16 protein-coding genes are annotated in these 20,280 nt (G+C 41.9%); 9 read left to right on the plus strand and 7 right to left on the minus strand.

The genetic code is table 11. The features are described 5' to 3' along the window. Positions 1-4: 4 nt before the first annotated feature. The 4 genes from AAEU31_RS05440 to AAEU31_RS05455 all read left to right on the plus strand — a co-directional run bounded on the left by AAEU31_RS05440 (position 5) and on the right by AAEU31_RS05455 (position 6,350). On the plus strand, positions 5-2,539 hold the full coding sequence (locus AAEU31_RS05440; protein ID WP_421966691.1) for a DUF4861 family protein: 2,535 nt from the start codon (positions 5-7) through the stop codon (positions 2,537-2,539). A gap of 116 nt (positions 2,540-2,655) precedes the next feature. Further along, complete coding sequence (locus AAEU31_RS05445; RefSeq protein WP_227006884.1) at positions 2,656-3,738, plus strand: glycoside hydrolase family 88/105 protein; 1,083 nt, start codon at positions 2,656-2,658, stop codon at positions 3,736-3,738. Between the two features lie 9 nt (positions 3,739-3,747). Continuing rightward, the gene (locus AAEU31_RS05450; RefSeq protein WP_421966692.1) at positions 3,748-5,406 is read left to right on the plus strand and encodes a glycoside hydrolase family 43 protein; all 1,659 of its coding nucleotides are present in this window, start codon (positions 3,748-3,750) and stop codon (positions 5,404-5,406) included. Beyond that, positions 5,403-6,350 (plus strand): alpha/beta fold hydrolase, encoded by a 948-nt coding sequence (locus AAEU31_RS05455; protein ID WP_421966693.1) that lies wholly within the window; start codon positions 5,403-5,405, stop codon positions 6,348-6,350. The genes AAEU31_RS05450 and AAEU31_RS05455 overlap by 4 nt, the downstream gene beginning before the upstream one ends. Here AAEU31_RS05455 and AAEU31_RS05460 read toward each other — a convergent pair. From AAEU31_RS05460 to AAEU31_RS05485, 6 genes are all read right to left on the minus strand, one after another. Then, positions 6,327-7,343 carry a LacI family DNA-binding transcriptional regulator gene (locus AAEU31_RS05460; RefSeq protein ID WP_036972278.1) on the minus strand — a complete coding sequence of 339 codons (1,017 nt, stop codon included), beginning with the start codon at positions 7,341-7,343 and terminating at the stop codon, positions 6,327-6,329. The two genes, AAEU31_RS05455 and AAEU31_RS05460, sit on opposite strands and share 24 nt — an antisense overlap. 118 nt (positions 7,344-7,461) lie before the next feature. Next, positions 7,462-8,763, minus strand: a complete 1,302-nt coding sequence (locus AAEU31_RS05465) for a TRAP transporter large permease (protein WP_421966694.1) — start codon at positions 8,761-8,763, stop codon at positions 7,462-7,464. Next, positions 8,763-9,248, minus strand: a complete 486-nt coding sequence (locus AAEU31_RS05470; protein WP_036972283.1) for a TRAP transporter small permease — start codon at positions 9,246-9,248, stop codon at positions 8,763-8,765. Before AAEU31_RS05470 ends, AAEU31_RS05465 begins: the two co-directional genes overlap by 1 nt. Continuing rightward, a complete protein-coding gene (locus AAEU31_RS05475; protein WP_074988727.1) occupies positions 9,245-10,234 on the minus strand; it encodes a TRAP transporter substrate-binding protein in 990 nt (329 codons plus the stop codon). Before AAEU31_RS05475 ends, AAEU31_RS05470 begins: the two co-directional genes overlap by 4 nt. A 36-nt stretch (positions 10,235-10,270) precedes the next feature. Then, on the minus strand, positions 10,271-11,113 hold the full coding sequence (gene kduI / locus AAEU31_RS05480; protein ID WP_421966695.1) for a 5-dehydro-4-deoxy-D-glucuronate isomerase: 843 nt from the start codon (positions 11,111-11,113) through the stop codon (positions 10,271-10,273). A gap of 15 nt (positions 11,114-11,128) precedes the next feature. Beyond that, positions 11,129-11,893, minus strand: coding sequence for an SDR family oxidoreductase (locus AAEU31_RS05485; protein WP_421966696.1), 765 nt, complete (start codon positions 11,891-11,893; stop codon positions 11,129-11,131). Between the two features lie 242 nt (positions 11,894-12,135). Between AAEU31_RS05485 and AAEU31_RS05490 the strand changes: the two genes are divergently transcribed. Genes AAEU31_RS05490 through AAEU31_RS05505 form a run of 4 tightly spaced genes read left to right on the plus strand, consistent with a single transcriptional unit; the run spans position 12,136 to position 17,080 of the window. Next, positions 12,136-13,593 (plus strand): tagaturonate reductase, encoded by a 1,458-nt coding sequence (locus AAEU31_RS05490; protein ID WP_421966697.1) that lies wholly within the window; start codon positions 12,136-12,138, stop codon positions 13,591-13,593. 2 nt (positions 13,594-13,595) lie between these two features. Further along, on the plus strand, positions 13,596-15,083 hold the full coding sequence (locus tag AAEU31_RS05495; RefSeq protein WP_421966698.1) for a UxaA family hydrolase: 1,488 nt from the start codon (positions 13,596-13,598) through the stop codon (positions 15,081-15,083). Then, positions 15,083-16,024, plus strand: coding sequence for a sugar kinase (locus tag AAEU31_RS05500; protein ID WP_421966699.1), 942 nt, complete (start codon positions 15,083-15,085; stop codon positions 16,022-16,024). The genes AAEU31_RS05495 and AAEU31_RS05500 overlap by 1 nt, the downstream gene beginning before the upstream one ends. Before the next feature lie 9 nt (positions 16,025-16,033). After that, complete coding sequence (locus AAEU31_RS05505; protein WP_421966700.1) at positions 16,034-17,080, plus strand: pectinesterase family protein; 1,047 nt, start codon at positions 16,034-16,036, stop codon at positions 17,078-17,080. A 145-nt stretch (positions 17,081-17,225) separates the two neighbouring features. Here AAEU31_RS05505 and AAEU31_RS05510 read toward each other — a convergent pair whose 3' ends face one another. Continuing rightward, complete coding sequence (locus AAEU31_RS05510) at positions 17,226-19,202, minus strand: ligand-gated channel protein (RefSeq protein ID WP_421966701.1); 1,977 nt, start codon at positions 19,200-19,202, stop codon at positions 17,226-17,228. Between the two features lie 118 nt (positions 19,203-19,320). Between AAEU31_RS05510 and AAEU31_RS05515 the strand changes: the two genes are divergently transcribed. Next, entirely contained in the window at positions 19,321-20,229 is a 909-nt protein-coding gene (locus AAEU31_RS05515; RefSeq protein WP_421966702.1) for a LysR family transcriptional regulator, read from the plus strand. The last annotated feature ends 51 nt before the right edge of the window (positions 20,230-20,280 follow it).

Below are 20,280 nucleotides of genomic sequence, written 5' to 3' on the forward strand. Positions count from 1 at the left end.
AACAATGAAACATTTACCCTCACGTCACCTGATACACACATCACTGATTACTTTCGCTGCTTTGTCTGTTACCGCTTGCCAACAAGCAGAACAACCCCAGCATCACAGCATAAAAGAAGCACAGACAGGTTCTGTTGCCACTGTTGATATTGCTAATCCCAGTCCGTTTAATCGCGAAGATGAAGCTATTTATTTAAGCTACTACGACTTAGGTGTAGCACCTAATACAACGCTTGCGGTAAATATCGGCGATAATCAAGTTGCCAATCAAGCGATTGATAAAGATTTGGATGGAAAGAACGATGGTATTTTGTTCGTTACTGATCTTTCTAAAGGTGAAAATATACACGCAGAGATAATCTCAACAACACGTCTCGCACCTTCCAAAAAGCGTGTACAAGCAGATTTAGCCCATAAAGTGGGTGGTGAATGGGTACCTCATACTCGCCCACCAAAACACCAACAAAATGCTGGAATGAAAGAATATGTCGGTGGCCAGTTTAAAAATGTTCAATCCATAACCCCTCCTGAATATTACACAGACCATTCAAACTGGATCCGCTATGAAGGACCGGGGATCGAATCAGATAAGGTCGGTTATCGCATTTACCTCGATTGGCGTAATGGTTTTGATATCTTCGGAAAACTGACTCCAGAACCCGTATTGCACAACGTTGGTTTAGATGGTTATAAGTCGTATCATTCGTTGCAAGATTGGGGAATGGACTTATTAAAAGTAGGAAGATCGCTAGGTGCAGGTGGTTTTGCCTATACCAATGAGAAAGGTAAGCTTGAACATGTCAGCAAAGTAGATACTCGTACTGCAAGCATCACTGCGAATGGCGATCTATTCGCCCAAATTCAACTTGATTACCATGGCTGGCAAAACAGCGTACAGCAACAAGACCTCAGTGCATTTATCAGTATGCAAGCGGGTTCTCCACTGGCAGAAGTCACCTTAAAACTCGACAAACCACTTGATAACATCACCGCAGGCCTTGTAAAACATCCCGATACAACCTTTTTAAAAGCCGATTTACAAAGCATGAGCAATTATGGCTATGGGTATATTGCTAGTTGGGGCAAACAAAGTCTCGACGGTAAGGCGCTAGGCATGGTGGTTTTTTTCAAAAAAGGGGATGTAAAAACAGTACGCCAAGATGATAAAAACTACTTAGTAGAATTAACACCAAAAGGCCAGCAAGGCAGTCAGCAAGTTCACTATTATTTTGCATCTTTATGGCAAGCACAAAGCGGTATTAATACCGTAGAACAATTTGAGCATTATATTAAACAACAAGCGCAAAAGCTGACCATTAAGCCTCGAATTCAGCTCAAAACATCGTTGACAAAGAATGCAATGCAAGCGTCTATCTCCGCAGAGTCTGCACTTAAGTGGACACAAGCATTCGCAGATTCTGAACTGGCGCGTAAAACGCTAGGCTACCACTACAATGGATGGGATGTTAACCGTAAGCGCTCTCCAAAGTTTGAATATGACATTATTGGTATTCAACCGTATGCTTATTACACACTTGGTGAACTCACAGATAATGCGGAATATAAACAAGTAATTGAAAAAGTGACCGGAAGCTTTATTTCTGAAGATGGCCTTATTTTAGCCTATAAACAAAGCAATTTTAATATTGATAATATTCCGCCTGGTCGCAATTTAATTACGCTATACCAGCAAACAAATGAACAAAAGTATCTAAAAGCAATTCATGCGCTAAGAGAGCAATTACATAAACACCCTCGCACGTCGACAGGGGCTTTTTGGCATAAGAAAAAATACCAAGGCCAAGTATGGCTTGATGGTGTGTATATGGGTATGCCTTTTTTAGCTGAGTACGCAGCCTTATTTGAATCGGGTCACCAACAACAAGAGACCTTTGCCGAAGTGGTGAACGAATTTAACTTAACCCGCGAGTTTTTAAAAGATACACAAACAGGGCTTTATTATCACGGCTGGGATGAGCTTAAACAACAGGCATGGGCTAATAAATCAACGGGACTTTCACACGAGGTATGGGCTCGCGGAATGGGCTGGCTTGCGATGGCCGTTGTCGATGTACTTGATTATATTCCTGAACAAAATAGTCAGCAACGAAAACTCTTACTTACCATGGTGCAAGAAATTGCCGACAGTCTAGAAAAAACGCAAGACCCAGCAACCGGTACCTGGTGGCAAGTAATGGATAAACCCAATGCGATAGGTAATTATAGAGAGTCATCAGCAACGGCGATGTTTACCTACTTCTATGCAAAAGCAATAAATAAGGGCTACTTAAGCACCGATTACCTTGCTACTGCATATAAGGCCTACCAGGGATTGTTAAACGAATTTACCTTATTGCACCAAGATGGCACTGTGTCTATGACTAACCAATGTTATGTAGCGGGGCTTGGCTATGGCCGTGATGGGAGTTATGACTACTACATGAGTGAACCTGTTGTTGCAAACGACCCTAAAGGCAACGCGGCGTATATTTTAGCTGGCACAGAAATGGTAAAATTGCTTCGTCAGAAAAGTAAATAATCATGCAAACATTTCGCTACTTATCGATTTTATTAACCTGTATTTTAAGCGTTTTTTGGTCAGTAAACAGCATTGCAAGCAATGTTAAACCCCCCCCTATTATGTGGTCGATATGGATGGCTGAATCAGAAATGCAACGTCATCCGCATGCCTATTTGATTGACTGGCGCACTGCTGCTCGCTGGGACTATACCCATGGCTTAGAACTTATGGCATTTGCTAAGCTTTATCAAAAAACAGGCGATACACGCTATTTCAATTACATAAAAGAGTATGTTGATAGCCTCGTTATGGACGATGGCACGATTAAGACTTATCAACAGAGTAAATACAACATCGATATGCTCAATGCTGGTAAGTTATTGTTTTTCATGTATGACGAAACTGGCAACAAAAAATATCGACTCGCCATCGACACACTAGTAAAGCAATTAGAAAAGCATCCCCGCACTACAGAAGGGGGATTTTGGCATAAAAAACGCTACACCTCACAAATGTGGCTCGACGGTTTATACATGGGCGCACCATTCTACGCTGAGTACATTCGTCGTTATGGTCAAAAAGAGCAATTTAGCGATGTTATCAAGCAATTCCAACTTATTGAAAAGCATTTATACCGACCTGATACCCAACTCCCTGTTCACGGCTGGGATGAGTCAAAGAGTCAAAAATGGGCTGACCCAATCACTGGACAATCAGCAAATCACTGGTCACGTTCAATAGGTTGGTATGCCATGGCGATGGTTGATGTGTTAGCGCAATTGCCAGATGATTATCCTGAAAAAGCATGGTTATCTCGCCGCTTTAAACACTTAATCGATCGCTTATTACATTATCAAAATGACACTGGAACTTGGTATCAAGTCACAGATAAAGGCGATGAAGCCGGTAATTATCCTGAATCCTCTGGAAGCAGCATGTTTACCTACGCAATCATCAAAGGAGTATTAGATAACGCCTTACCTGCCTACTACTTAGTGTACGCAGAGCAAAGTTATGCTGGATTAATCGATGAATTCATCGCTGTCGACAAAAAAACAAAACGTATTTCAATCACATCAGCCTGTGAAGTCGCAGGGCTTGGCGGCAAGCCATATCGTGATGGTAGCTATGATTATTACTTAAGCGAAAATATCCGAGATAATGACCCTAAAGCAGTTGGGCCTTTTATTTTAGCGAGTCTTTTATTAGGCAGATAAGGAAATCAAGTGAAAGCGATTTATGTCTTAATAAATACCCTTTTTTTTGTCAGTGTTACTTTACCGGCTATTGAACTGATAGAGTTCCCCACTGAAAAAAATAACATGCCGCTCATTTGGCAGGCAGATTTAGAAAATGGGTATTACCAAAACCCTATCATTCATGCTGACTTTTCAGATCCTGATATCGTTGCCCTGGGTGATGATTATTACATGACGGCATCAAGTTTTAACTCTGCGCCGGGGTTGCCTATTTTACATTCAAACGACTTAGTTAACTGGCAACTCATAAATTACGCACTCCCTATTCAACAACCGCGTGAGCACTACAACACGCCACAACATGGTAATGGCGTTTGGGCACCCAATATTCGTTATCATAATGGCTTATTTTGGATTTTTTACCCTGACCCAGATTTTGGGATCTATGTTATTACAGCCAAAGACCCCGCTAAAGCATGGTCAACACCCACATTAATTCTAAAAGGGAAAGGAATTATCGACCCTACACCCTTATGGGACGATGATGGCAAAGCTTACTTGCTCCATGCGTGGGCAAAAAGCAGGGCCGGATTTAACAATATTCTCTCAATTCGTGAAATGAGTGCTGACGCCAGTTGGGTAAGTGACGAATACCAGCATATCGTCGATGGCAATACCCTGCCCTCATATCGTACCTTAGAAGGTCCTAAGTTTTACAAGCGTAATGGCTTTTATTACATTTTTGCTCCTGCTGGCGGAGTCGATTTAGGTTGGCAGTCAGTTTTTAGAAGTAAACACATACTAGGCCCGTATGAAGACAAAATTGTAATGGCACAAGGAAACTCGCTAACCAACGGCCCACACCAAGGAAGTTGGATCAACACGCCATATGGCCAAGATTGGTTTGTTCATTTTCAATCTAAAAATGCCTACGGCCGTATCGTGCATTTACAACCGCTTCAATGGCTTAATGATTGGCCCGTGATTGGCCGAGATCCCGATAAAGATGGCATCGGCGAGCCGGTTTTAAAGTATCGAAAACCCAAAGCTAAACGGTTCTTAAGCACTCAAATACCCAACAGCGATGAATTTAACGCTGAGCAACTTGGTTTACAATGGCAATGGAACGCAAATCCACAGCCACACTGGTTTTCTTTAACTGACAGTGCTGGCTATTTAACACTATCCCAACAGCAAAAAGTAGCAGACAGTTTGTGGCTTACTCCTTCGCTGTTATTGCAAAAACTACCGGCAGAGCGCTTTTTCGTTGAAACAAAATTAGTATTTAATCCAGAAACTTATCAGGGCGACAGCGGTCTTTTATTGTTTGGCGAAGACTATGCGTGGATCGGTATATCGCGTTCAGATGAAGGCGCACTCCACCTTGTTTATAGCCAATGCAAAGGAGCACGAAAAGGATGTACAGAACATAAAACAATCATTACAGAGGTTACCACTGAGACAATGTATTTAAGATTGCTGGTGCAACCTGGCGCTCATGCGGTATTTAGTTATAAAACGTTAGAAGCCTCACCATATCGGGCCATCGGAGAGCATTTTAGTGCCAAAAAAGGCCGTTGGGTTGGTGCCAAAGTGGGCTTATTCAATGTCAATAAGTTGGTCAGTCGCAATTCTCACTCTGTACATTACGATTATATTCGCTTTTCTAAGGTAGCTGATAAATGAAACACACACTCCCCCTTATCGCTTTTCTATTAAGTGGAATATCAAACCACGTTTATAGTGCGTCTTATACTCTTGAAAACACTTATAAAAAGTTAAAACCACGCTACAGCGAGTTGCATCTACCAGATGACAGCCCAATCAGTAATTTAAACGTCGAACAGCATACGTACCAAGGTAAATTGCGCTTCCAGTCAATCACTATTATTCGACCTAATAACAACACCGTATTACCACTGATTGTATTGGTGCATGGTGGTGGATGGGGCTCGGGTTCACCGGCCATTTTACAAACCCTCGCAGCAAAACTTGCCGCTAAGGGCTTTGTTGTGGCAACCCCTGCTTATACACTTTCGGATGAGGCGCAATACCCTGCATCGATTCATGATATTGCACTAGCAACACAGTGGTTAAAAAGTAACGCTTCACGCTTTCACTTAAACGCTGAAAAACTGACCCTTGCAGGCAGTTCAGCAGGCGGGCAAATAGCTGCCCTACTGGCTTATAGTCATGGCACGTTATTGAATCAAAGTGCCTCATTGGCAGTGAATGCGCGCGTGTTAATCAACATTGATGGCCTGTCTGATTTCACTACCCCTTTGGCACTGCGCTACGAGAATGATAAAAGTAAGGCGGTTACATCTGCCAGTAAGTGGCTAGGAGGTCGTTATGAAGAAGTCCCTGCAATTTGGCAACATGCATCCCCAATTAATTACATCTCAAACACAAGCCCTGCGACTTTATTTATCAACGGTGGCTTTGCGCGATTTTACGCAGGAAAAAAAGCAGTTCAAGAACAATTAACTGAGCGTGGCATTACAAACAAGGAGCATGTGTTTAAAGAGGCTCCCCATTGCTTTTGGCTATTTCACCCTTGGCAAAATAACACGGTTGAATTAATCAGTGAGTTTATTAATAAACAGTTAGCCGTTGACCCTTCCCGTTGACTCGCGTGTAACGAGGTTAGGTGTCACTGTCTTTTGTAAGGCTAACTTTTCCTGATTATTACGGGATTTATTGATCAACTTTTGGACTGCCAAACACGCCATATTAAACACAGGGCGTCGGATAGTTGTTAATGAGGGAATAATACGTGATGCCAAAATATTATCGTCGAATCCAGCCACTGAGAGCTCATCGGGCACTCTAATATTTAAGTTGTTTGCAACCCGAAGAACCGCTGCAGCCATTTCATCGTTATTTGCAACGATTGCAGTGGGTCTTGGTAAAGTATTAAGTAATTGCTCAGCACACGCCAAACCACTGTCATAATTGTTTTTACCTTCAACTATGCGGTCTGTTGGTAGCTTAACGTTATATACCTGCAACTCAGCCAAAAAGCCTGCTAAACGTTCAATCGACGAACGGTAATGTTGAGGGCCCGAAATAAACCCAATATCTGTATGACCTAACTCGACTAAATGTGTCGCCATATCACGCATTGCAGCACGCTCATCAGACACAACAATATTGTCTGCATCATCTAAATCAACTGACGCAAGACGAACATAAGGACAATTAATTTCTCGAAGCGCTGCTGCCAATGCTTTATTTTCAGAGACAGGAGGTAAAATAATCACGCCATCTAGTTTTGAGCGCGAAATAAAACTAAGGCAATCACTAATGAAGTCATCGCGTTTTGATGATCCAGGGTGCACAACAAGCTCATAGCCAAGCTCAGCACAAACACTCAATGCGCCACGTTGCACTTCATCAATATACAGTGCATCGGGGTTATCATAGATTAAGCCCAGTAAGTAAGAACGACTCGACGCCAAACCGCGCGCTTGCTTATCTGGCGAGAACCCTGTTTCTTTAATAATTTCTAACACCCGCTCACGGGTTGCTTTACCGACCGCCGGTGAGCAGTTTATCACTCTCGAAACAGTGCGTTTAGAGACCCCTGATAAACGAGCAATATCGTTGATTGTTACAGACATATAAAATTCCAGAGTCAACTACTTAGCGACAGTAGTGTTCAGCTTTTAATTATTAAAAGTACACAAATTCGTTACATTATAAATGACAAAAGAGGCGACATGCACCTCTTTGGTGATTTTAATCTAATAAACCGAATAAGCGTGGTAAAAATTCACTAATTGCAGGTACATACGTAACCAACATTAGTACCAGAAACATCACTAAATAGAGTGGCATCATGGGTTTTATTATTTTATGTATCGCTGTTTTTGCGACTGCACAACTTACAAATAATACACTCCCCACTGGCGGAGACACTAATCCTATCGATAAATTGAGAACAATCATGATACCAAACTGAACAGGAGACATACCAAATTGCATTGCCACCGGTAAAAATATCGGTGTGAATATCAGTACAGCTGGCGTCATATCAATGAATGCGCCCACAAGTATCAAAATTAAATTAATTAATAACAAAATAATTATTGGGTTATCACTTAATGTTAAAAAGAATTCACTGACCATTTGTGGAATATGCGTATAGGACAAAAGCCACGACATTGCCGAAGATGCCGCAATAATAAGCATCACAATGGCGGTTGTTTCGCAGGCCTTAAGTAATAACTGAGGCATTTCATTTAAACGAATTTCTTCATACACAAACACAGCAAGGACGAGAGCATAAATCACGGCAACGGCCCCGGCTTCTGTCGCCGTAAAAACACCACCAATAATGCCCCCAATCACAATAAAAACAAGTAATAAACTGGGCAATGCTGCGATTATTTTTTCGAACATGACCGAAAAAGGCAGTCGCGCTGTCACAGGGTAATTGTTCTTAATAGAATAAATTGCACACACCATCATCAGTGCTAAACCGAGTAAAATACCCGGCAAATAACCAGCAATAAATAAGGCTGCAATCGATACTCCCCCACTCGCAATAGCGTAAATAATAAGAATATTACTCGGGGGTATTAGCATACCTGTTGTTGCCGCACTTGCTGTGACTGCTGCTGCAAAGTTTTCGCTGTAACCGTGCTTTTTCATTTCTGGCACCATAAAACTACCGATAGCCGACGTAGCAGCAACAGCAGAACCCGAAATAGCACCAAACATCATGCACGACATTACATTCACAAGCGCTAAACCACCGGGTAAGAAGCCAATCATTGCCATAGCACACTCAATTAAACGCTTGGCTATGCCTCCTTGGCCCATAATTAAACCAGACAAAATAAAGAATGGGATGGCTAACAAGGCAAAGCTATCCAGACCGCCCATCATCTGTTGGGAAATCGTAATACTTGCTGGCGTAAAATCCATATGTAACGTAAGCGCAATCAGTGTCGATAATGCGATACAAATAGAAATAGGGACATTAATAAACAGTAAGATGAAAAAACACACAATTAGAATTATGGCTGTCATTTCCATTATGATTCCTCCATCACATTCATTAAGCAATTAACAATATTTTCAACGCAGTTAAATACAATTAATAGGCCACTTAACGGCAATACAGCATAAACAAAGCCCATATTAATACCCAGAGCTGCCGAGCTTTGTTCAAGCTCAAAACTCAGCATCATTAACAAACTGCCTCCATACACTAAAATGCAAGATGCGGTTATCAATACCGATAATTCAATAATAAAGGTGCATTTTCTGCGTAGTGTCGGAACCATTTTTTGATAGAACAGATCAAGTCCTAAATGGGCGCGAGTTCTGTATGCGTACGATGCGCCTAAAACCCCAATCCACATTAATAAAAAACGTGCTAACTCTTCTGTGTATGAACTTGGCGAACGCAAAATAAAACGCGAAAACACCTGCCAAGTCACGACAGCCACGATGGCGATCATCGCTACTATCAAAATCCGTTCTATTAATGAGTTAAGATGTGAATTTAGCTTTGTCATTTTGCCTCCCCCATCGCTTTGATAGCCTTGATATGTTGCTCAACAGGCGTACCTGCAAATGAAGCATGAAAATCGGCGACTTTATCCTGAAACGCTTTTTTGTCGGGGTAGGTAACTTCAACGCCGGCCTCAATAACCGCTTTAAGCGCTTCATCCGATGCTGATTGCCAGAGTGAACGTTGGTATTCAACAGAATCAGCCATGGCTTTAGTTAGCCATGTTTGCTGTTGTTCACTCAAGGACTCCCACACTTCTTGGCTGGCCAAAATAACATCAGGTACAAAGGTATGTTCATCTAACGAGTAATACTTCGCAATTTCATAGTGGCGAGATAAGTAATAACTGGGTGGGTTATTTTCAGCGCCATCAACAACCCCCTGCTGCAGAGCCGAATACAGCTCAGCCCACGCAATAGGTGCTGCAGCACCGCCCAGTGCTTGTACCGTCGCAACAGCCGTAGGGCTATTCAATACACGAATTTTCTGACCAATTAAATCGTCAGGCGTGTGAATGGGTTTTTGGGTCGTATAAAAGCTTCGGCTACCTGCATCGTAATAACCTAACCCTTTGAGTCTTGCAGAAGATACTTTATCGAGCATGTCTTGACCTAACTGACTGTTTAATACGCGCCAAAAATGCGCACTGTCATTAAACAGATAAGGAATACCAAACACCTTCATTTCTGGCACAAAGCCCTCAAGCGGACTCGCAGACACTTTGGTAATAGCAAGACTACCTATTTGTAGCAACTCGATAAGCTCTCGTTCTGACCCTAATTGACCACCGGGATAGATCACTATTTCCATACTTCCGTTGGAATAGTAATCTAAACGTTTTGCCATATACTCCATCGCTTGATGCACCACATGCCGGGTATCCAGCGTGTGGGCAAGCGTCAAGCGTGTGGTTTTGTTGTCATTGCTGCAGCTGGTTATAAAACCAAGCGTAAAAACCACGAAAACGCTGTAAAGAAGATTTCTATTCATTATTATTTCTTCATTGTGTGTTCTGTTAAATGTGGACTATCTCAATTGTTGCGGTTGATACTTGTCCATGTCGTCATAATCTAAGTTTTCACCAGCCATCCCCCAGATAAAGCTGTAATTCTGTGTCCCTGCACCAGAATGGATTGACCACGGTGGCGAGACCACAGCTTGCTCATTATGAATCCATAAATGCCGCGTTTCTGTTGGCTCGCCCATAAAGTGGCAAACCGCTTGCTCTTGAGGTATTTCGAAATAAAAATACACTTCGTTACGACGATCATGTTGATGAGCTGGCATGGTATTCCACACACTACCAGGCTTAAGTTCAGTTAAGCCCATTTGAAGTTGACACGTTTGTACCACTGTATTGATGAGCATTTGGTTGATATAACGCTCATTCGATGTCTCTAAACTTCCTAAATGAAGTACATTAGCATCTTGTTTAGTAACGTGTTTATTTGGATAACTGTGATGCGCAGGTGCTGAATTTAAGTAAAATTTAGCTGGGTTTTTAGCATCATCACTGCGAAAAGACACTGATTTGTTACCCCGACCTAAGTAAAGTGCATCTTTATAGTCTAATGAGTAAATTTCACCATCCGCTGTAATACTGCCTTTGCCCCCAACATTGATAATGCCCAATTCGCGACCATCAAGAAAATGGGCCGCTTTTAAGTTATCTAATGTTTCAAGCGTTAATGCGTTATTTAAAGGTACTGCACTGCCAACCATAAAACGTTCATAGTGGGTATAAAGCCAATACACTTTGTCTGCTTGCATTAATTTGTCGACTAAAAACTCGCTTCTCAATTGCTCAGTGTCAAACCCCTTTACTTCATTTGGGCCTACTGCGTAACGTGATTCAATTTCTGTGTTCATTGTTTTATTTTCCTACTAACGTGCTAACCATCCGCCATCAACTGCCAAAATATGTCCATTGACATAATCACTGGCTCGTGATGATAAAAAGATTGCGGTACCAATTAAATCTTCAGCTTCTCCCCAGCGCCCTGCTGGGATACGTTTTTCTATTTCGCTATTACGCCCAGGATCATCCTGAAGCGCTTGCGTGTTATCTGTTCTAAAATACCCAGGTGCTATCGCGTTAACCTGAATGTTATATTGTGCCCATTCATTTGCTAAGGCTTTGGTAACGCCTGCAATAGCATGCTTACTTGCTGTGTAAGCGGGCACAGTCATTCCGCCACTGTATGACAGCATGGATGCAATATTGATAATTTTACCTTGACCCTTTTCGATCATTTTCGGTGCTAATGCCTGAGCAAGTAAAAAGCTGGCATCAAGGTTAACCTTTATCACCTTTTGCCATTCATCGTAGGGGTAATCGATAGCGGGACTTCTAAAAATAGTGCCACCCACATTGACCAGAATATCGATGCCATCATTAACCGACAACGCCTGTTCTGCTAATGCTGACACGCTTTTGGCATCGCTCAAATCAGCGGCAATATCCCATGTTTTCGATGCGCTTTTAGCTATTTCGCTGCATGTTTCTTCGCAACCATGCTCACGACTACTGCTACAGATCACATCAGCCCCAGCAGCGGCTAATCCCTTTGCAATTTGCTTTCCTAAGCCACGGCTCGCACCTGTTACTAAAGCCGTTTTCCCCTTTAAATCGAATAGCTGTGTTGTCATAAAATTAACCTTTTTATCTGTTAACTCTCTGTATCAGCCTCTCCAAACAAGATGATACAAAAGTTTTAATGCCTGTTTTAACACCACTTTAATAAACAAGTTGTAAAAAACATTCATAAAGTTGTTAATAGCCATTCTTCGCTACCGGTGGCAATTTGTCAAATTTTATTTGCCACCGGTGGCAAATATGTCTAAGATGTAAAAATCAACACGCCAATTAAGGTTAAAAATGGGTCAAATGTATGTACACACTAAATAGAAAAAACGTCAATAAAAACAAATACCCGACGACTATAATGCAATTCGGTGAGGGGAATTTCTTACGCGCTTTTGTGGATTGGCAAATCGACAAATTAAATGAACAAACAGGTTTAAACGCGGGTGTCGCCATTATTAGACCAATTGATTACGACACATTACCGCTACTTAATACTCAAGATGGTCTCTATACCAGTATTATTCGAGGCATTAATGAGCAAGGTGAATCGGTATCTAATGAACGCATTATTAGCTGTGTAAACGAAGAAATTCCTATTTATAAAGAATTCGATAAATATTTACAGCTCGCAGAAAGTGAAGATCTAAAGTTAATTTTTTCTAATACAACCGAAGCAGGCATCGAGTACATTAGCGAAGACTCACTCACTGATAAGCCAGCAAAAGCCTTCCCTGCGAAATTAACTCAATGGTTATTTCACCGCTTTAATCACTTTAACGGTGCAAGTGATCGCGGCATGATCATCATTCCTTGTGAACTAATTGATTATAATGGTGAAAAATTAAAAGAAATTGTCCTCAAGTACTGCCAACTATGGGATTTACCCAGCGAGTTTGTTAGCTGGCTTAACGAGCATAATCATTTTTGCTCATCGTTGGTTGACCGCATCGTGACGGGCTTCCCACGTGATGAACATCAACACTTGCAAGAACAATTTGGCTACTACGACAACTTCATGGTCACAGCTGAATATTTTCATTTATTTGTTATTCAAGGGCCGCAACATTTAGCTGACGTATTATGTTTAGAAGGCAGTGATGTCAATATTAAAATTGTTGACGATATAGCCCCTTACAAACAACGTAAAGTCGCTATTTTAAACGGGGCACATACTGCGATGGTGCCTTTGGCCTATATGGCAAATATCGACTCTGTGGGCGAAGCGCTCGCCTCACCATTAATCGAGAAATATGTAAGTAAACTGATTTTTGACGAGATTATTCCCACACTATCTTTACCTAAAGATGAATTGCAGGTATTTGCCAATGATGTGCTTAATCGCTTTAGAAATCCGTATATTTGTCATTTACTTATGTCGATATCACTGAATAGTATGACCAAATTTAAAACGCGATTACTGCCGCAGTTAGAGCAATATATTGTAGATAATAAAACCGTTCCAGCACTTATTGCGACAGCAATTGCGGGGCAAATTTTGTTTTACCGCGGCGAGCGTAATGGTCAACCCATTGAGCTTTCAGATAGTCCTGAGTGGATCACTTTATTCAAATCCATTTGGCAACAGCACCAAGATGGTGCGATAACATTGAAAGAGCTTGTCAGCAGTGTGCTTGGCGCTGAGTGGCATTGGGATAAGGATCTCAATGAACTGACAGGATTGACTGATCTAGTAACAGAACAGCTTAACAGCATGCTTACGACCTCTGTTGAAGAGACACTATCAAAACAAGTGGAATTATAATCATGGCACAGTTATTAAGACTTCATAATACTGATGATGTTGCTATTGCCCTAAGCCCAATTAGTGCGGGTGAACACATTGAGTTTGAAGACTTCTCGTTCACCGCATTAGACGACATCGACAAAGGACATAAAATTGCGTTAAAGCCAATTTCAAAAGATGACCGTGTTATAAAATATGGCGCTCCTATCGGCTTTGCTCTTGAAGATATAAAGCAAGGCGCTTGGGTTCATACGCACAGCATTAAAACGACCCTGCATGATGAGTTAGAGTATCAATATCAGCCTGAATTTGTCAGTCAAGCTCCTGCTGAGCCCTCACCCCCCGTGAATATATACCGCAGAGCGAATGGCGAAATTGGTATACGTAACGAAATTTGGTTGATTCCAACGGTTGGCTGCGTCAACGGTATGATCAAACAAATGAAAGATGAATTTCTACGAAATCACCCCGATCTTGGCATTGACGGGGTTCATATATTTCCTCATCAATTTGGGTGTTCACAGTTAGGTGACGATTTAGAAACCACGAGAATTTTACTGCAAGATATGGCATTACACCCTAATGCCGGTGGTGCATTAGTTGTCGGTTTAGGATGCGAAAATAATCAGCTTGCCGCCTTTAAAGCGGGGTTAGGTGATATTGATGAGAATCGAATAAAATTTTTAATATCTCAACATTCCGATGACGAAGTAGAAGATGGTGTCGCGCTGCTAGAACAAATTTACGATGTAATTAAACATGATAAACGTGAACCCGGTCTGCTTAGTGAAGTAAAGTTTGGTCTTGAGTGTGGTGGCAGTGATGGTTTATCGGGTATCACAGCAAACCCAATGCTAGGTTATTTTTCTGATTACTTAATTGCTCAAGGTGGAACGACCGTACTGACCGAAGTACCCGAAATGTTTGGTGCAGAAACCTTACTAATGTCTCGCTGTAAAGATGAAGACACCTTTAACCAGCTTGTCAGCATGGTAAATAATTTTAAAGGTTACTATAAAGCGCATAACCAACCCATTTATGAAAACCCGTCTCCGGGTAACAAAAAAGGCGGCATAACTACATTAGAAGACAAATCGTTGGGCTGTACTCAAAAAGCAGGTACCAGCAAAGTACAGGCAGTGCTTGATTATGGTGAACGATTAAGTACTCCAGGACTCAATTTACTCAACGCCCCCGGCAATGACCCCATTGCCACCAGCGCACTTGCAGCTGCGGGCTGTCATATTGTGCTCTTTACCACTGGGCGAGGTACGCCTTACGGTGGTTTTGTGCCTACCTTAAAAATAGCCACTAATTCAGAGCTTGCGAAAAAGAAAACCCGCTGGATCGACTTCGATGCAGGTGTGCTGGTGAATGGCAAAACCATGCCTGAAGTTCATCAAGAATTTGTCGATTTGTTGGTGGATGTAGTGAATGGTAAACCGACCTGTAATGAAGTGAATGATATTCGCGAAGTAGCCATCTGGAAAAAAGGAGTAACCCTCTAATGTCAAAAAAGAAAATTGCCATTATTGGGGAGTGTATGGTGGAGTTGTCAGGGGCTATTTTTGGCGAAATGCAACAAAACTTTGGTGGCGATACCATGAATACAGCCATTTACATGAAAAAATTGGCAAGCGAACGCATTGATGTCAATTACGTCACTGTGATGGGAGAGGATGCGTTAAGCCAAGCAATGATTGCTCGCTGGCAAGACTATCAGGTTAACTGTGACACTGTATTAACCGACAGTAACAAACATGCTGGTTTATACATGATCCAAACTGACGCCCATGGCGAACGCACTTTTCAATATTGGCGCAATGATTCTGCGGCAAAATACCTCGTTCGCCATGCTAAATTTGCTGATATTGTTAGCCAGTTAAAAGCAGTCGATGCAGTTTATTTGTCGGGTATTTCACTCGCAATTTTGCCCATCGATGATTGTAATGTTTTACTAAATGTATTGGCTGATCTAAAAGTTCATGGTGTTAAAATTATCTACGATAGTAACCACCGGCCAACGCTTTGGGCATCTCAATCTCATTGCCAACAGAGCAACAACCGTATGTATCAGCTTGCTGATTTAGCCTTGGTGACATTTGAAGATGAAGCCCAAATTTGGGGCTTTAACAACCTCACAGAATGTCGTGAGCACTTGCATCAACAAGGTGTAAGGCAGCTGGTCATTAAAACCGGTGAAAAGGGCTGTCAATACAGTGAAAATAGTCACAATATTGTCAATCAGTATGATGCCAGACTGGTAGATAATGTTGTTGATACCACTGCAGCAGGTGATTCATTTAATGCGGGGTTTTTAAGTTATTGGTTGCTAGACCATGACATTGCAAGCTGTGCAGAGGCTGGAAATCTCGTTGCAGGACAGGTTATTCAACAACGAGGGGCCATCGTTCCAATAGATAACTCAATACTGAACAGCACACTTTAGGAGACAAGTATGCGTTTATTTTTATCATTGCTCGTGGTGTTATCTATTGTTCAGAGTGTTTTTGCTGCGACGCCTGCAATTGGTACCGAGCCTGTCACATTTATGCATGTAGAAAAAAATAATAAGCATGCCTATAACAGCATTCAAGCTGCAATTAATGCGAGTAGCCCCTATAAAGAGGTGGTGATCACTGTTGCAGCTGGTGAGTACAACGAAAAACTGTTTATCACCCGCAGTAACCTCAGTATTGTCGGTGAATCCGCCGCTAATACTATCATTCGTTACGCACAGTTGAGGAATAGTTGGCGAGAACACAATGACAGTGACTGGGGAGCTGCCGTGGTTAATATCACTGGCAGTGACATAACACTCGCCAATATCTCCGTTATCAATGATTACGGAAAAATTCATAACACACTTGAACATCAGTTTGCGATCCGCGGCTTTGAAAACGCATCACGAATCATCTTTCATCAATGTGACGTACAAGCCTATGGTGCTGATACAGTGAGTCTTTGGAACAAAAAAGATGGTCTTTATTACCACTCTTACTGCTCTTTCACTGGGGCTACAGATATGGTCTGCCCAAGAGGTACCGCCCTCATTGAGCATTCTCAATTTTACAACTTAAAACAAACCGCGACTCTTTGGCATGATGGCGAATTGAGTAGCGAACAAAAGTTTGTTGTTGCTAATAGTGAATTTAATGGCGTAGAAGGCTTTTGGCTTGGCAGACATCATTATGATGCCCAGTTTTATTTATTAGGAAATCAGTTTTCTGATAACTTAGCAGATAAACCTATCTTTAAAAAAACCTATGCGGATAAGCAAAGAGACCAACCAAATCGTTGGGGATCCCGTTATTTCTTCGCCAATAACAAAGCCCCGTATGCTTGGTTAGATGATAACTTCCAACCGAAACAGCTAAACATAGAAGAAAACAACCTTGTTGACTGGGTTTTCAAAGGCGAATGGCAACCCAAACAACAATTGCAGATGCTGAAACAACAGCTGGCTACTCAAAATTTTAAAACTGATGCATTTCAGTTGAAATAAGTTGCGTTAACTTTAGAGTGCATGCTTTGGGTTTCAATGTCACTGTAAGTTATATCGTTACTCACCTCTCACAGGTATGCACTCAACCTCGTTCGATAAAGATGAGTGTGGCATAATTACGCCACACTCATATTACTCATCACATTTAGAAGTTAACACCCACTGACAACCAATAACGGCGACCATCTTCAACATAGCCGTATTCAGCTTCGGTGATTTCTTTATCAAACAGATTATAAACACCAAATCCTAACTTAATGCTGCGGCTTAAATCGTAGTTACCACCAATATCAGCCAAGGTGTAATCTGGCGCAATTAGGCTACTTTGCGATGGGCCTGTTGTCGGCTGGCTTTCTTCGCCGCGGTAATGTACACGAAGCCACGTGCCTAATTTATCAACCGGGCGCCAATTAACTGAAGTTTGTAAAATATGCTTAGGTAATTGGTTAAGTGGGCTGCCTTTGTATTCACCGGTTTTTTGCTCAGAATCGGTGTAAGTATAGTTGGCACTGACATCAAGCTCACTGGTAATGTCGTAAGATACTGATAACTCAAAGCCTTGTGTGACGGCCTCATCTACATTGACATAGGTCGTTGGCATCGAGCCAAACTGGTTTGGACCATCGGCACACTGTGTAACTGGGCACGAAATGCGGGTAATTTTATCTTCAAACTCGTTGTAAAAAACCGTGCTTGAAAGCGATAAATCACGGCTGGCATCATAGTAAATACCCATCTCGTAGTTTACTGATTTTTCAGGGCTTAAATCTGGGTTACCGTAAATATTACCACCTCGGCTCACTTGCCCCCAGGCCGCGGTAGATTGACGAATATTCGGCGCTCTAAAGCCTGTAGAGATACCACCTTTTACAGTCAACGATTTAGTCGCTGTATAAACACCATACAAACGTGGGCTGAAATGGCCTGAAAAATTGCCATCATGGTCATAGCGAAGTCCGCTTGTGAGTTTAAATTGCTTCGTTGCTGCCCACTCATCTTCTGCAAATACTGACCACTGCTCGTTCTCAACGTGCGTTAAATCACTAATGCGGTTACTGGTATAATCGTCCAGCTCTTCTTTTAAATATGACGCACCAAATGCTGCATTATGATTGGTAAACGGTAAAGTCCAACTTGTTTGTGCATCGGTATTTTCGACGTACATTTCACGAGAGGTATTATCGAATTTATCGTACTTTAAGTAACTGCGTGATGAGCCAAAATCATAAAAACCATTATGACTTAGTGAGTAGCTTTCTTGGTCATACTCTGTAGTGGATGACTCTGGGCAACCATTACGGCCACAACTTTCACCTTCAGCTAAGGGAGCAACTGTTTTACCTAGTGTTTCGTCGAGTTTTTGTTTTGCAGAGCCTACTTCAAGCATAATTTCATGGCTATCAGAGGGGGTTAATATAAACTTTGCTTTGATATTGCTTTGCTCTTTACCACGAAAACCGGCTACAAAATCGTCTTCGTCACGTTTTGAGAACTGACCCGATAACTGCATACCTAATAACTCAGGAATTAAGCCACCCGCAGTAAAGAAACTACCTTGATTAATATCACCCGATTCACTTGATTCTTGAATGGTGCTATCTAAACGTAGCTCGCCGTACCACTTTTCTGGTGTTTTACGGGTTATAATATTGATAACCCCACCAATGGCATCTGAGCCATATAACGACGACATAGGGCCACGAATAACTTCAATTCGATCAATCGCTGAAATAGGCGGAGTCCATGCCCCTTCAACACCTGGGCCATCACTATTTGGTCGTGTTTCACGTGAGGTTTGACGCTGACCATCAATTAAAATCAAAGTATATTGACTTGCCATACCGCGAAGGCTGATATCTTTTCTGTCGCCACCACCTGTAACAACCACACCGGGTACGTCAGTCATCGCATCGGTTAGATCACGATAAAAACGTTTTTCAAGTTGTTCACGATCAATAACGCTGATACTGGCTGGCGCCTCTTTTAGCATTTGCTCGTAACCGGAAGCCGATACAACGATGACCTCCATGTCTTGTTTTTTGTCATCAGCGTATGCAAAATGGGAAAGACCTGCTAACACAGCAGCGGTGAGTGGTAAAACAGAAGAAACAACCCTCGTCATAATAATACTCCGTGACTTTTTGTTTATAAATGATAATAATTAGCGTTTGCATACTAATTAGAAGTCCCGATTTTCACAATTTACGATTTCTTAAAACTGAATTAAGAAGGCCTGAACCATGAATTCCAAGCTGATCAAAACATTGCGTGTATTTTCTCGTACTGTTGAAACGGGCAATATGAGCAGTGCAGCGGCAGAGTTATCGATGACCACATCGGCTGTCAGTCAACACATTAAGCAATTAGAGCAAGAAATCGGATTAAGCCTATTTAACCGCAGCCCTCGCGAACTCACTTTGACTGAAGCTGGCCACCTGTATTATCAAAGCTGTTTAAAAATGCTGGCACTGGCAGATCAAGCCAGTACGCAGTTACAAAATCTACAAAATAAGCCAAGTGGTGAGCTCAAATTAGTTGCGCCTGTGGGATTTGGTGGTGGATTGCTAAGTGAACCACTAGATCGCTTAATTAACGAGTTTGATGATTTACGTATTCAGTTAATTTTGACTGATGAGCCAATTGATATGATCAAATGCGGCGCTGACTTAGCGATTGCGATTGGCCCGTTAACTGACTCTAACCTCGTTGCTCGTAAATTAGCGACTTGGCCGTTAAAGTTATGTGCCCATAAAGACCATGCAATTAGCAAACTCGATAAAGCCAGTTGGGATGACCTTGGTAACTTTGCCCGTATTGCACACAGCAACGCCGACAGTAATGCATTTAACCCGTTAACGCTGGCAAGTAAGCCATTACCGAAAGCGAAAATCACTGTAAATAATATGCAAAGCTTAATTAAATTAGTGTGTGACGGTGTTGGCTATGGCGTGCTACCAGAGCCAGAAGTAAGGCATTTACTAAAATCGAAAGAGCTGGTTGAAATTGCACCCGAGTGGGCAATGCCTAATTACACTGTTTACGCAGTAACGCCTGCCAGAGACAGCTTAGCGGCAAAAACAAAAACCGCCATTGATACTTTAAAACTGTGCTTTAACCATGTATCAAAGCAAGTTGAGTTAGTTGATTAAGACTCAATAAGGATAATACCCATATGCGGATGGGTATTATCCAAATTAGCG

Source organism: Pseudoalteromonas thalassia (assembly GCF_049257215.1).
GTDB lineage: Bacteria > Pseudomonadota > Gammaproteobacteria > Enterobacterales > Alteromonadaceae > Pseudoalteromonas > Pseudoalteromonas lipolytica_C.

Excerpts from the sequence above, each read along its gene's own strand:
- AAEU31_RS05460 (WP_036972278.1), bottom strand. The coding sequence starts at position 7,343 with ATGTCTGTAACAATCAACGATATTGCTCGTTTATCAGGGGTCTCTAAA.
- kduI (WP_421966695.1), bottom strand. The coding sequence starts at position 11,113 with ATGAACACAGAAATTGAATCACGTTACGCAGTAGGCCCAAATGAAGTA.
- AAEU31_RS05465 (WP_421966694.1), bottom strand. The coding sequence starts at position 8,763 with ATGGAAATGACAGCCATAATTCTAATTGTGTGTTTTTTCATCTTACTG.
- AAEU31_RS05475 (WP_074988727.1), bottom strand. The coding sequence starts at position 10,234 with ATGAATAGAAATCTTCTTTACAGCGTTTTCGTGGTTTTTACGCTTGGT.
- AAEU31_RS05470 (WP_036972283.1), bottom strand. The coding sequence starts at position 9,248 with ATGACAAAGCTAAATTCACATCTTAACTCATTAATAGAACGGATTTTG.
- AAEU31_RS05485 (WP_421966696.1), bottom strand. The coding sequence starts at position 11,893 with ATGACAACACAGCTATTCGATTTAAAGGGGAAAACGGCTTTAGTAACA.
- AAEU31_RS05495 (WP_421966698.1), top strand. The coding sequence starts at position 13,596 with ATGGCACAGTTATTAAGACTTCATAATACTGATGATGTTGCTATTGCC.
- AAEU31_RS05515 (WP_421966702.1), top strand. The coding sequence starts at position 19,321 with ATGAATTCCAAGCTGATCAAAACATTGCGTGTATTTTCTCGTACTGTT.
- AAEU31_RS05445 (WP_227006884.1), top strand. The coding sequence starts at position 2,656 with ATGGCTGAATCAGAAATGCAACGTCATCCGCATGCCTATTTGATTGAC.
- AAEU31_RS05510 (WP_421966701.1), bottom strand. The coding sequence starts at position 19,202 with ATGACGAGGGTTGTTTCTTCTGTTTTACCACTCACCGCTGCTGTGTTA.
- AAEU31_RS05500 (WP_421966699.1), top strand. The coding sequence starts at position 15,083 with ATGTCAAAAAAGAAAATTGCCATTATTGGGGAGTGTATGGTGGAGTTG.
- AAEU31_RS05490 (WP_421966697.1), top strand. The coding sequence starts at position 12,136 with ATGTACACACTAAATAGAAAAAACGTCAATAAAAACAAATACCCGACG.
- AAEU31_RS05455 (WP_421966693.1), top strand. The coding sequence starts at position 5,403 with ATGAAACACACACTCCCCCTTATCGCTTTTCTATTAAGTGGAATATCA.
- AAEU31_RS05440 (WP_421966691.1), top strand. The coding sequence starts at position 5 with ATGAAACATTTACCCTCACGTCACCTGATACACACATCACTGATTACT.
- AAEU31_RS05505 (WP_421966700.1), top strand. The coding sequence starts at position 16,034 with ATGCGTTTATTTTTATCATTGCTCGTGGTGTTATCTATTGTTCAGAGT.